This is a genomic window from bacterium (assembly GCA_021371935.1).
GTDB lineage: Bacteria > Armatimonadota > UBA5829 > UBA5829 > UBA5829 > UBA5829.
This window is the reverse complement of record JAJFVF010000009.1, coordinates 203,963-217,211: the sequence shown is the minus strand read 5'-3', so window position 1 is coordinate 217,211 and position 13,249 is coordinate 203,963. Positions and strand designations below refer to the sequence as shown.

Annotated in this window: 14 protein-coding genes; all 14 read right to left on the bottom strand. The window is 50.2% G+C overall.

The annotated features are described in order from the left end of the window. Positions 1 to 72 precede the first annotated feature (72 nt). On the bottom strand, positions 73 to 1,251 hold the full coding sequence (locus LLG46_07405) for a DUF2817 domain-containing protein (protein MCE5323127.1): 1,179 nt from the start codon (positions 1,249 to 1,251) through the stop codon (positions 73 to 75). Then, complete coding sequence (locus tag LLG46_07400; GenBank protein ID MCE5323126.1) at positions 1,248 to 1,745, bottom strand: hypothetical protein; 498 nt, start codon at positions 1,743 to 1,745, stop codon at positions 1,248 to 1,250. The genes LLG46_07405 and LLG46_07400 overlap by 4 nt, the downstream gene beginning before the upstream one ends. Next, entirely contained in the window at positions 1,742 to 2,143 is a 402-nt protein-coding gene (gene fliS / locus LLG46_07395) for a flagellar export chaperone FliS (GenBank protein MCE5323125.1), read from the bottom strand. The genes LLG46_07400 and fliS overlap by 4 nt, the downstream gene beginning before the upstream one ends. 47 nt (positions 2,144 to 2,190) lie before the next feature. Then, the gene (gene fliD / locus LLG46_07390; GenBank protein ID MCE5323124.1) at positions 2,191 to 4,158 is read right to left on the bottom strand and encodes a flagellar filament capping protein FliD; all 1,968 of its coding nucleotides are present in this window, start codon (positions 4,156 to 4,158) and stop codon (positions 2,191 to 2,193) included. A gap of 147 nt (positions 4,159 to 4,305) precedes the next feature. Next, on the bottom strand, positions 4,306 to 5,751 hold the full coding sequence (locus tag LLG46_07385) for a hypothetical protein (protein ID MCE5323123.1): 1,446 nt from the start codon (positions 5,749 to 5,751) through the stop codon (positions 4,306 to 4,308). Positions 5,752 to 5,941: 190 nt separating this feature from the next. Further along, positions 5,942 to 7,402, bottom strand: coding sequence for a hypothetical protein (locus LLG46_07380; protein MCE5323122.1), 1,461 nt, complete (start codon positions 7,400 to 7,402; stop codon positions 5,942 to 5,944). Positions 7,403 to 7,838: 436 nt separating this feature from the next. Then, positions 7,839 to 8,063: a carbon storage regulator CsrA gene (csrA, locus tag LLG46_07375; protein ID MCE5323121.1), complete on the bottom strand. Its 225-nt coding sequence runs from the start codon at positions 8,061 to 8,063 to the stop codon at positions 7,839 to 7,841. A gap of 30 nt (positions 8,064 to 8,093) precedes the next feature. Beyond that, entirely contained in the window at positions 8,094 to 8,552 is a 459-nt protein-coding gene (locus LLG46_07370; protein MCE5323120.1) for a flagellar assembly protein FliW, read from the bottom strand. Between the two features lie 15 nt (positions 8,553 to 8,567). Further along, positions 8,568 to 9,479 (bottom strand): flagellar hook-associated protein FlgL, encoded by a 912-nt coding sequence (gene flgL / locus LLG46_07365; protein ID MCE5323119.1) that lies wholly within the window; start codon positions 9,477 to 9,479, stop codon positions 8,568 to 8,570. Positions 9,480 to 9,595: 116 nt separating this feature from the next. After that, a complete protein-coding gene (flgK, locus tag LLG46_07360) occupies positions 9,596 to 10,975 on the bottom strand; it encodes a flagellar hook-associated protein FlgK (protein MCE5323118.1) in 1,380 nt (459 codons plus the stop codon). Positions 10,976 to 10,984: 9 nt separating this feature from the next. Further along, on the bottom strand, positions 10,985 to 11,491 hold the full coding sequence (flgN, locus tag LLG46_07355) for a flagellar export chaperone FlgN (GenBank protein ID MCE5323117.1): 507 nt from the start codon (positions 11,489 to 11,491) through the stop codon (positions 10,985 to 10,987). Positions 11,492 to 11,493: 2 nt separating this feature from the next. Continuing rightward, positions 11,494 to 11,781 carry a flagellar biosynthesis anti-sigma factor FlgM gene (locus LLG46_07350; protein MCE5323116.1) on the bottom strand — a complete coding sequence of 96 codons (288 nt, stop codon included), beginning with the start codon at positions 11,779 to 11,781 and terminating at the stop codon, positions 11,494 to 11,496. Further along, positions 11,756 to 12,142 (bottom strand): rod-binding protein, encoded by a 387-nt coding sequence (locus LLG46_07345; protein ID MCE5323115.1) that lies wholly within the window; start codon positions 12,140 to 12,142, stop codon positions 11,756 to 11,758. The genes LLG46_07350 and LLG46_07345 overlap by 26 nt, the downstream gene beginning before the upstream one ends. Then, positions 12,139 to 13,230, bottom strand: coding sequence for a flagellar basal body P-ring protein FlgI (locus tag LLG46_07340; GenBank protein MCE5323114.1), 1,092 nt, complete (start codon positions 13,228 to 13,230; stop codon positions 12,139 to 12,141). Before LLG46_07340 ends, LLG46_07345 begins: the two co-directional genes overlap by 4 nt. Between the last annotated feature and the right edge of the window lie 19 nt (positions 13,231 to 13,249).

Genomic DNA, 13,249 nt, shown 5'->3' with positions numbered 1-13,249 from the left:
TTGAAAGCGGCCGCAGTCATTGCTCAGCCGCCTGCATATTATACCATATGACGGCACTGATGCACAGCGCAGTTATGATGCGCGAGCATATCCTGCAGTCTGCGGAGCGGCGGCGGCGTTGGGGGCATCTTTGTCGTCTTCGGGGTCGGCAGGAGTATATCGAGAGCGCAGGCGTCGGTTCACCCAGCTTCTGGCTGTAATTGGGCAAGGGGCATGGCGATGCAAAATACGTTCTGACCCGATCTCAGGGTCGACCGCACACATAGTATATCGTCTGGACCACGCGCCTTGTTCGCCGCGGGCAAATGGTCTCATCAAAAAAGCGACGATCACGCATGCAATTGTCAGCATGAATGCACTCATAATAGATGAGGCGCCGGTCGATTTGTTTTGTATTGGATCAATATATGCGCTTACGTAATCAGGCCGAAACTGCATCGAAGCCGGAGACATAACATATCGTCCGCTCCGGTTCTGCACGATGGATGTAATCAGGCTCTTGATCGCAGTTTTGTAGATGCGGTCTCTGGTCTCATATGGCTCGGCGCCCTTTGTCTCAAGAAGATACGCCGCATACCCCAACGAGCAATAATGCCTGTGAAAAAGCCTCTTATCACTATAAGGATGGCATTCGACAAGAGCCAGACCACTTGAATGCCCCGCCTGCCTTGCTATGGCAACCATTGCGCTATCACGGTCGCCATCACCTGTACTGGGCACTTCAATGGCATTTCCGGGAATTGAAGATGGTTCGTTCCAGTTATGAACGTCAATGAGCAGATTCGGCTTCCAAGCCTTAATTATGCTGTTCACATAAAGAGTCTCACGTGTGGTCATGGCGGACCAGTCGCGATTTGTGTCCGCGTCCACACCATTAACACGCCTGCCGTTCGCCACGCCATCGGGATTGACCATCGGCACCACGATTATCGCGCATCGTTTAAGCAGATCAGGCTCACTGCCTGCGGAAAGGTTTTTGCACAAAGACAGCACCGACTTCACCGGGTCCGTCTCGTCACCATGCTGGCCGGAGCATATCAATATTCGTGCTTTGTCCTGCGCAGAGGTGGTGAAGTTTGATATAACAAATGCGGGAATATCGCGTTCGCAGTGAGACTTTCCGAACTTCAGCAGCCTGACGCACGAAGAGTCCGAGAGTACCCGGACCGTGTGCATCGCTTCTTCGTAGGGATTGGCTGACACACTGCTTGCAAGCAGCAGCAGAACCGCTGTTATCGCCCAGCGAATCATCTCTGTTTGTCCAGAAAAGTGGGGGTTGATTGGCCGCTGGTAGGGCCATAGGCCGCAATGAGTTTTCTCTTTTGCACGGACCGCTTGAGCGCCACTGAGGTTGCTTCGAGGCGAGATTTCATAAGCGAAATGCAAGCCATTTGATCCGAAAGGATCTTCTCGGCAGCCAAATCGGTCTTTTCCTTCTCAGCCAGCAAATCACGAGCCAGACAACCTAAATCGCCGCCGTCACTGGAGGCAATATCGCGAGCCAATTTCAGGACAGAGCCATCATCATCCAGTCGGCGGCATAAAGTATGCATGTTCTCGCACTGCTTGCTGCGCCGCTTGAGAATGACATTTATGGAGTCTGTGAGATCATTTTTTAGTGCGAGAAGCAGAGACTTGTTCGACTGCGACAGCGCGTCCAGCCCCTCATTCTTGGCATCTATGAGAGCCTTATACTCCTTGAACTGCGAGATTAAGGATTCGTTTGATGTTGAGTGCCCCATCATGCTGCCGCCTCCTCAATCGCCTGCTGCTGCAAAGTCTGTTCGGCTTTTCCCCAGGCTTCACGTAGATCAGATAATATCTTAATGACCTCGGCAAGCGCCTCCTGGTCACCCTCCAGATTGGCTTGCGCGAGTTTCTTTATCGAATATAAATACAACGACCTCAACCTGCTGCTGAAAACAGGGTCCAGGTCATCGCGTAGAGTAGACATAAGCTCCGACACGATAGCCAATGTTTTATTTATATACTTGTTCTGTTCGTAGAGGTTTTTTTCTTTCATCCTTTCGGATGCTATACGCGCAAATCTTATGGCGCCATCATACGACGCCAAAAGAAGCTTTGCCGGAGACGCAGTAAGAAGCTGACTGCGTTGATATTGTGCATAACCGTTTTGGGACATTTTATACTACACCTGATCCACTAACGTTTTTTACTCAAGGTATGTTATCAATCGTCACTACTGCTGCTGAATGCAGCCTCCAACCAACTCGACTGAGACTCCAACTCTGAAAGCGCCGACTCCATGGCGGTGAATTTAGCATACAGAGACTCTTGCTTGGCCTCAATCTTGTCTTCCTCGTCATCTATTAAATCATCATATTCATCAATCTTGTCCTGCAGAGAATCCTGCGCTGTGGTAATAATGCCGGTCGAAGACGTCATATCCTCTATCAGATCATAGAGCTTGGAGCCGACACCATTTGAGAAAGTTATATTGGTCGTCATTGTTGTCGAAGACGTCGCCAGAATCGAAAGACCACAAGCATCATTATTCTCATCTTTACAAGTGAGCACTCTGCCTTTGCCGGTGCAGGTGGCGCCATTGATGGTCCCTTCCACATCGACACCCTCGGTGCCGGTGCCAGAACCACTTTCACCATCCGCATCGCCCGGAGTCATTAGAGTTTTCCCTATACCTGTGCTGCCCGTGGTCGAGCAAGAAGTATCGCTTATGACAGAAAAATTGCTCAATGAACCATATCTGACACTCTTGAAAGTCAGGTAACTGCCTTCACCAGTACCACCTGAACCGGTCGCTGATACGGTGACGCCTGTATCCTCGGAATATTTGTTGATTGCGTTGATGACTTCGTCTATCGTCATGCCGGCAGTCAGATCAATGTCGGTATCGCCTATTGTTATTGTTTCATCGACCTCAAGTGTATCACCCATGGCCGAACCACAGGTGAGGGTCGATTGCGTGGCAGCCTGTGTGATATTTACCTGCCATGCTTTGTTCGTAGCCTTGGTGTCCGACGTGGATGTGACATACGTCACATATGCACTGTCCGACTCGACATTTGTTGAAAACAGCTTGGTTACATCATCAAGATTGTTCTTGAGAGCTTTTTCGAGAGCACTGTCATCGATCTCAAGCTCTCCGTCGGTATTATGAGTGATGCCAATGGACGCAAGCGACTTGATGTCGGAATCCAGACCGGATACGATTCCGCTGACGGCAGAGGTCAATTGACTCTGGATTACCTGCAGTTTATAATCACCCAAAAGAGTGCCGCTTGTTTCGGTGTCGGCATCGTAGCTTAACTGAGTGTTTATACCGTCCACAAAACTGTTATATACGCTCACGAAATTCTCGATGGCCGATTTAACCGTACTGGTATCGCGCGTGACTTTGACCTTGACCGTGGTATTTTCATCGGCTTCCTCTAGGTTGAGTTTTACACCGCTGATGAGGTCATCGATCTCGTTGGAGCTTTTTATAACCGTAAGAGCATTATCACCGGATCCATATTTCAGTTCGGCGTCCTGGCCTGTCTGGACAATATTAGATAGGTCGGGGTCGGTGCCTCCTGTAAGAGTGCTGTTGACCGTAAATACCGAACTTGCACCAGTATCCGAACTAGTCAGGACCAATTGATAGGAGGGATCATCGCTTGTGCCGGTGTTGATAATTGACGCGTCAATACCTGCATCAGCTTTATTAATCGCCTTTGCCAAACCGGTCAAAGTATTATTGTTCGCATCCAGCGTTATACTGAAATCCTTCGTGCTGTCTGCAAATGTAAATGATACTGTGCCGGTGCCGACGACATCATTGACACTGGAATAAGTGCTATTGGACGATACCTGATGCGCCTGGGCCAACTTGCTTACAGTGATATAGTAAGTGCCCGGAACAGCATCCGTGTCTGCGCTTGCTGTGAGTATGTCATCGTCACTGGAAGTGCAGGTGTTTGTCTGGAAATCGGATGCGTCTTTGATCGCCTCAAGCGCGGTCTGCACAGACAATATGCTGCTATTGATGCTCTGCCAGGCAGATAACTCATTCTCCGTTTCGGCCTGTTCGGCCTCAAGAGACGTTTTGTTGGCCGAATAATACTCCATCATTTTTTCGATAATGGAGTCAGTGTCAAGCCCCGATATCAGGCCGGATATGGACATACTACTTGACATGGCAATATCCCTCGCTTTTTTCGCAGACTTATATTGAAAAGCTCGGCGACCGCGAGCGACGAAATGGTTTTGTTTGCGGTCGCCAGGCTTTTTCTGCAATATTTGGAAGAGAGCAGCTAACACCGCTCTCCTCCAAATATTATCGGTTTATTGAAGCAGGGACAACAGGTTCTGAGATACTGAATTCGCCTGAGAAAGCATCGAAATGCCGGCTTGCTCCAATATCTGATACTGAGTCATGTTGGTGATCTCAGTCGCCATGTCCGTATCGGTAATTGTAGACACCGATGAAGACAGGTTCTCTGCTGCAACAGACAAGCTGTTTGTCGTGGTATCCAGGGTGTTGGTCTGGAATGCACCAAGGTTTGCTCTGATTGACGAGACCTGCGAGATAGCCTTGTCAACGATGTCAAGAGCATTCTGCGCACCACTGGCAGTTGTCACATTGATGTCAGCAAGAGTGGAACCGCTGACCACACCTGATCCGAGGTCCTTGGAAGATACCGAAGCCACACTGACTGTTCTGCTCTGGCCGGAATATGCACCGACCTGGAATGTCAGTGAATTGTCTTTCGTCGTGACCTGCGTGGTATATGCGGTAGCTGTTGTTGCTCCGGTCTCGGTCATGTCGATTGTATTGCCATTGCTGTCCTTAAGTGTGAGACCGTTGCCAGATGCCCACACAACGTCAGAGACAAGCTCACCGTCACTGTTCTTTACGGTCGCTTCAACATTCTGACCTTCATCGGTCACTGATGTGGAACCCATCAGATTCCCAGTGGCGTCCGCTATTGCAATCGAAGCATTACTGCCGTAGTCTTCGGTCGTGAAGACAACTGCGTGTGTGGTTGTGTCGAATGTGGCGGCAACACCAGTCGTATCAGTCTTGGCATTGATGGCGTCCATAAGGTCGCCAATCGTCATCGACGTATCGTAATCGATCTCAACGCTGGCACCCGTGCTGCCTGTCAGCTCGAATGTGCCTTCGCCGGTCAGAGCCACTGTCGTTTCTGTGGCAGTGCCGATAGCCGCTGAGCTGACTGTAGCCTGCTGAGCGACCTGAGTGACGGTGATATCCGTATAGTCATCCGTATCAAGGTTGAGACCACCGCTGTTGAGGTTGGAACCCGTGACCGCTTCGCCGGTAATGGATGACTTTACACCAGCGGAGCCGTCCAGCAGGTTCTTTGTGCCATACTGGGTCTCCTGTGAAATCTTGTCAATGGACTCAAGAGCGTTATCGATCTGGGTCTGATAGGCCGCGACCGTCTCTTCGTCACTGGCGCCAGCGTTTGACGCCGCTACGGCAAGGTCTCTTATCGATGAGAGAAGAGAGTTGACTTCGGTCAGAGCGCCTTCAGCAGTCTTTACCAAGTTGGTTGCGTTTGACGCATTGGTGATAGCCTGATTGACGCCACCGACCTGAGCCTTCAGTTTCTCGGAAATAACCAACCCTGCCGGATCATCGGCTGCGGTGTTGATTTTGTAACCCGAAGATAATCGCTGAATGCTCTTCGACAGTTTGCTGTCTGTCTTAGACAAAGACAGATAGGTGTTCGATGCAGTGCTGTTTGTGTTTACTGAGAAACCCATGTTCTATACTTCCTCCCTGAACAATTCCGCCAATCCATTGGCGATTCGGAAGTAGCCAGAATTTACTTCCAACAGACTTGTTCCACGAAAGAACATGGAATCTCAATGTAGATTTTGAGGAAAAAATAAAAACATTTGCTGGTGGACAGGTTTCCGGCGCACTAACCGGAAACCTATCCACCACAATTGGTTATTGAAGTAGCTTGAGGATGTTTTGCGGTATCTGATTCGCCTGAGAAAGCATCGACACACCCGCCTGCTCCAAGATTTGAAGCTGAGTCATATTTGAAATCTCCGATGCCATATCGGTATCCTTGATCGTTGACTCGGAAGCCGCAATGTTTTCTTCAGCAACTGTAAGGCTGTTTGAACTACTTTCAAGCACGTTCGTCTGTGTTGCGCCCAAATTTGCACGCAGAGTCGAGACATCGCTGATTGCCTGATCCAATACCTTGATCGCCTCTTGAGCGCCCTCAGACGTGGTGACGTCGATATCTGCCAAGCTGGTAAATAGAGATGATGCGCCAAGGCCAAGACCACTGGCCGAGCATGTTCCGATGCTGATGCTTCTTGTCTGACCCGCGTATGCGCCGATTTGGAATATCAACGAGTTGTCTACTATACTGAACTGATCGTCATATGAAACCGGACCGCCTGAGACATCTGTGGTCGCAGCGGCTGTGGTAAGGTATATAACATTACCATTACTGTCTTTTAAAACAGTGCCGCTTCCGCAGTCCCAGGTCACATCCGATACCAACTCGCCTGCTGAATTCGTTACGACCGCTTCGACATCAACGCCGCTGTCGGAATCGGACGTCAGGCCACCGGCAAGTATGTTTCCCTCGCTGTCTGCGATGGAAATGGTCGTGTTGCTGCCGTATTCATCGCTGGTGAACGTGATCGTGCCGGTTGTAGTATCGACAGTGGCTGTGACACCGGTATCATCCGATTGTGCGTTTATGGCATCGGCAAAATCGCTTACGGTCATATCTGATGTGTAATCAATAATTACCGTTGTCCCGTTGCCTCCGGTCAGCTCAATGTTGCCGTCTGCGCCGATAGCTGTGGTACTTGAACCGAATGCCTTTGTGCCGAGTGTCGCTTGTTCTGCGGCTTGAGTGATCCTGATACTCAGCGAATCCGTTGAAGAAAGGTTGAGGCCGCCATTATTCAAATTCGCGCCATCGACGGCTGTGCCCGTTATACTTGATTTTACGCCTGCGGAGCCGTCCAGCAGGTTTTTGTTGCCGAACTGAGTCTCGTTGGCGATGTTATTTATGGAGTTAATGGCGTTTATTATCTGCTGTTGATCCGCCGCTACGGACTCTTCATCACTTGCGCCGGTATTGGCTGCAGCAACCGCAAGGTCTCTCATGGAACTCAGCAGGCTGCTGACCTCGGTCAAAGCACCTTCAGCAGTCTTTACCATGTTGATGGCATCACCGGCATTTGCAATAGCCTGGTTAAGACCGCCTACTTGAGCCGACAGCTTCTCGGATATAACAAGCCCGGCTGGATCGTCTGCGGCTGAATTTATTCTATAGCCCGACGACAACCGCTCTATGCTCTTTGACAGTTTGGAGTCCGTCTGAGACAGCATCCGCTGCGCAGTAAGGGCGGTCGTATTCAGATTTATTCTCATAGACATCGCTGTTATTTTCCTCCTTGAACATGTGCCGCCTGCTTATACAGTATTATTATGCAGGCCTTGTCCATAGTCTTGTGATTCAAACACAGCCTGGCCGCTCCTTCCTTGGATTGGACACTCATTTTTTGAGTCGGCATCGGGTTTGATCCATATGACGTATCGACAGGCACATTAGAGAGGTTTAGCGATTTTTTGAGGAATTTTAAAAAAGTTGGGGTGGTTTGGACCAACATATGGAAACGCTGCCGCAGCATAAACTATCAGAGCATGTAATTCACGGTAAGTCGCTTGTATAACACTATGGGTTTACACCACTATAACCACAAACAATCTTGCAGCTTACCCAGCCTAAATTGCTTAGGTACGCACCAACAACCACCCTGCACTTTGGTAGGGCAAAAATGGAAACAGACACCTGGATCTGATGAAGCTAATGCTAATCCAATTCGCCTATGGCTTTGGACACAGCTTCCGGATTGATGGAGGAAGCTTGTACGTTCTCCGCCTTGATCTGCTCCAGCAGTTCCTTGCGGTGTACAGGAATAGCCCTGGGAGCGTCAATGCCCAGACGCACCTGGTCTCCACGCACCTCAATTACCAGGACTTCAACATTATCATTGATAACGATCGATTGACCGATTTTTCTTGCCAGTACAAGCATGATGAGTGCATCCTTTCACTCGCTGGAAAACTATGCCGCCTTGACAGTAGCTTTCGTCTCCGACACAACTTCCGTGAGCTGGTGTCTGACGGAATAGCGGTTGTCCTGCAAGATAACCTGCATACCCGTCATTGTCTTTGAGTTCACAACTACCGGTGCTGCAAGATTCAATGTAATCATGCGGCCGCCGTTGCTTATTGTCACGATCGCAAGAACAAATGCGTCCCCTTCATTAGTAAGATGGAGCATTTCGGCTTCTGCATCCGATATCTCGATGTCATAGTTCTCCACAAACACCGATGGGTCGACTACCACAAATGCCAGTGACGGTTCATCAACACACTGCAGCCATCGAAACTCCGTGTCTGGACGATGCTGGATCGTAATGAACCTGGTCATCTCCTCAAAACCCAGAGGACCTCGCGGCATGTTGATTACGGAACTTTCATCAACATCAAGTATTCCGAATCTGGTCGTATCAACTTTCATCTGTTACCATCCTCCCTAAGACAGGTAATTTAGACTTGCCAAAGATATATCCATAATCTGTGATGTGACAGACAGAGCCGTCTGGTAAACGTTTTCTTGAGTCTTTAGATTGACTACCGCTTCCGCAAGGTCTATGTCTTCCACATCCGATAACATTGTCTCAAGCCTATCCTGAGTCTCCTCCAATGTCGACGATGCATTCTCAATTCTGGCTTCCCAAGAACCGACTTGCGCTTCACAGGAAAGCAGGTTGTTCAGGTTTGCATCAATATTGTCCAGCTGATCACTGATGCTGGTAACATTGCCCGACTTTATTGCATCTTCAAGCTGAGTGACCATCGTAAACAAATCGGTCGAGCCTGCTCCGGCGCTGCCGTCAAAATTGAAGACTGTGCTGCCCGGTATATTTACCTGCAGACTAACCCAGGACTGCACCTTTGTCGTTCTGATGCCGTCGTTTCCGTCATACACATACGTCCCATCAGCTGCCTGGGTTATGGTCTGTGTATCGCTGGCAGTTCCGCTGAATATATATTGATCGGCATGCTTCGTATTCGCCAGGTCCACCAGTTGGCTCAGAGAACTCTCCAACTCAGATATGAATGTGCTTTCAGTGTCTGCCATGTCCGTCTCTGCGGCATCAACGGCAATATCTCTTATAGACTGGACAATGTCCACCAACGACTGCAATGTACTGTCCGTTGTTTCCAACAGCGGTTGGTTTACGCTGACATTATCGGCATATTGTTCCGTTGTACTTATAGCAGATCGCAAACTCATTGCTTTACTTGTTCCAGGAACGTCGTCGGAAGGGCTATTTATGCGCTTTCCACTGACGGCCTGCCTCTGAGCCTCGATCAAAGCCTGACTGGCATCGTTTGTATAAATAAGAGCATTTTGTATCTGTTGACTCAGTGATGTCCTCATAGTTTTACCTCCGGATTAAGCTCCAAAGTGAATTGCATGTCTAGCGCGCATTATTCACGAGAAAAATGAATAATGCTCTCAGAGAGCCGGATTATGCGGTAAGCGCATAATCCGGGTTAGCCGGTCTGCATCAGCACGTCAAGCATATCATTCATAACCGTAAGCACTCTGGAAGCGGCATTGTATGCCTGCTGGAACTTGATCATGTTCGTAAGCTCCTCATCAAGCGAAACACCCGATACAGACTGCTGTTGTGTTGTAAGCTGTTCGAGTGACAAAGCGTATGCTTCCGATTGAGTCTGGGCTGCCGCCGATGCGCTGCCGATATTTCCGACCAACGTTTCATACATCTCATTGATCGAAGTACCTTCAGCATCCTTAAGATCAGCTATTGCCTGCGCGATGTTACCATTGCTTTTACCGAAATTTGTGCTGGAACTGGCTGCAATGAGATCCGGCTTGCCTACAATACTCTCGTCAAGACATATATTTGCCGCCGTCGTGCCGGCCTTAAAGAAATCTCCCCCTGCGCTGCCATCCAGAGTGAGTCCTGTCTGATGCAGCGCATTGACCGATGAAACCAGTTCGGCTGCTATGTCATCCAACTGCGACATATACCCAGGAATAACAGTGTCTCGCAAGTCTGTAACGGCCTTAAGTTCACCACCCGTTACTGCCACCGGATCAAGTCCGTCTTCCCAAACGATGCTCGATTCCCCATTCGACCCGGTCACGGTGGTAAGCGTGTTGACTTCACTACCCTGCACAAGCACTCTGCCGGCGATTGATATCACAAGGTCTCCGCTGCCTTCGCCGCTGACAGTGACATCTACGTATCCGGCCAACTCGCTTACCAGCGCGTCACGAGTATTCAAAAGGTCATTGACCGGCTCATTATTGGATGACATGGCGCCGATCTGGTTGTTCAGCGCTCCGATCTCCTTCGCCATCAGATTGATCTGATCGACTATGTCCTCCGCCTCCAGGTTCAAGTCGTCGACCATATCGGACATCTGACCGTATACGTACTGAATCCTTTCACACAACGATGTCGCATCTTCAAGCAGTGCGCTCCTGACGGAAGTATCGTCGGCGCTGTTGGCGACAGTAGACCAGGAATTCCAAAACGTGTCGAGATCGGTCTCCAGGGAGGAGTCGCTTGGCTCGTTCATTATCGACTCCAACCCACTCAAAGTGCTCGCCATATAGTCCCATTCCGCGCTGTTTGTGGTTGTTTCTCTGAGTCGGTTTTCGACCAGCGCATCCACAACGCGTTCGACATCGCCGGTCTGTGTGCCGCTTCCGATCCCGGAACTGCCGACGGAAGAGGCCTCCTGAGATGTCGCCAGAACCTGGCCTTCCACCATAACGACCTTTTGACGTTTATAGGTAGGGTCGTTTGCATTGGCGATGTTATACGACAAGACCTCCATCGCGCGTTTTTGCGCAGTCAGGCCTGATTGAGCTACGCTGATACCGAAAAAAGTGCTAGCCATATGCTTGTCCTATACACGCAAGTCCAGACTGAGAGTGAGCGGCTGACAGGGTTGGAAATGCGCATCTTTTGAATATGGAGCAGGTCCACGGTCGTCCGCAATCGTCCGCAGACACTCGGTGATTATTTCCATGCCGTTTCTGAGCAGCTTGTTATTTACCTCATTTGCTCTTCTCAGCTTGCCGGCAAGAGCAGATATCGACTGCATCTCAGCCTCTATTGCAGTGCAATATGTTATGCCTGCAGCCATAGCAAGTGACTTTTGATCGGAATTGTCCGGGTCCAGCCCTGCTGACACGGCAAGCTCGGCAGCCACCGCAGCAGCCCTTCGATCCGCTTCGCTTATCCTGCGGAGTATCTCTTCATTTGCTGTGCATGTGAGAACTATGTCCTCAGCATTATTTGCAGTCAGCGCATCGCGCTGTTTGAGTGCTATCATATTTGCATGGCCAAGCAGTGAGCTTACCTCTTTCAGGCAGCCTGCCAACGCTTCGCCAAGTTCTTTGCCGGATGACATATCTACACCTGTCCTTCCACCGCACGGTTGATCAGCGAAGAAGCTATGTCCTCACTGTCAGCGAGATTTCCTTCGGTAAGTGCGGCTTTCGCTTGCTCGACGATATCTGCTCTGATGTCCGGTCCACTCATAGCGGCAGACCTTGCCTGTTCCACCAGCGACGAGAACTGTGATATCGTCACGACATCACATGCGCCCGCCTTTGCTGCAGCCTCGGTCGACTGTGTTTTGTATATCTTGTTCAGGTGAACGCCCAGCGCGCTGTCAGCGCTGTTGATTGGCAGTATCATGGTCCTCACCTCGTGATGCATTATTATTTGATATATTGATTTGCGAACTCAATTGACTATAGAGAGTATCCGCGATCCCTATCGAGTTGCTCTCGGCGGCAGATTTACAAATTTCTTCGTCCATCATGCCCTGATAGATCTCTTCTTCCTGGCTCGAACCAAACAGTTCGCTCTTTTCAACCGTCTTGCGCATCGATTTGAGCATATAGCCAAGAAATATCGACTCGAAATCCTTACATGCTTTCCTGAGTTTCTTATCCTCGGAACTGCCAGCACTCTGAGCACTGCTCGTCTTCGCGGATGCAGTTTCAGAACCGCATAACTCCTGCAGACTGCTGGCTACGCCTTGAACAGTCATCATATGACCTCCAACTGTGCCTGCAGAGCGCCTGCTTCTTTAACCGCCTGAAGAATAGCTATCAGGTCCCTGGGAGTCACCTTCAAAGCGTTAAGTGCCCTGACCAGTTCCTCTATGCTCGATCCATCGATCTCGACCAGATGGCTCGGCGGTTCACTGACGTCGATATCCTTGTTTTTGGTCACGACAGTCTTGCCCTTTGCCATAGGATTCGGCTGGGAAACGGTCACGTCGGACGAAATCTTCACCGTCAGCGCGCCATGAGATATCGCTACAGGCAAAAGTCTAACCTGTCCGCCGATTATGATGGTCCCGGTGCGCTCATTTACTATCACCTTGGCCGACGTATCCGTAGTCAACTCGACCGACTCCAGCTTGGCGATCAGCGGCACGGGGTTGTCTCTATACTCCACCGGCAGCTTGACTGATATCACATTGCCGTCCACCGCTTCCGCATAAAGACCGCCTATGCAGTCATTTATTGCGCTGGCTGCTCGGCAAGCCGTGGTGAAATCATTCTGGTTGAGCATTACATTGAGCTTATCCTGCTCAGTCAGCTGCGTTTTTGTCTCCTCTTCAACAATCGCGCCGCTGGGAATCCTGCCGACTGTGGCATGGTTTTTGGAGACCGAGTCTCCACCTCCGCCTGCATTGAACCCACCAATCGACACGGGTCCCTGGGCAACGGCATACACTTCGCCATTGGCAGCCTTGAGAGGAGCCTGGAGGAGTGTGCCGCCCTGCAGAGAACGCGCATCGCCCAGCGATGACACAACCACGTCAATAGTGCTGCCTTCCCTCGCAAAAGCGGGAAGCTCGGCTGTTATCATCACCGCCGCCACGTTCTTTAGCTTCAGCTTGTCCGCTGACACGGTTATCCCGTAACTCTCAAGCATATTTGCCACTGTCTGAATCGTAAACTTGGACTGCTGGCTGTCACCGGTGCCCTCAAGGCCGACAACTATGCCGTATCCGACAAGCTGGTTGCCTCGCACACCTTCGACGCTCGCGATATCTTTCAACCTGACCTGTGCCTGCGCCGAACCGGCTGCAACGGCGAGCAGAAGCATCGATATTATGATTTGTCTCAAATTGACTCTCAACTCTCAA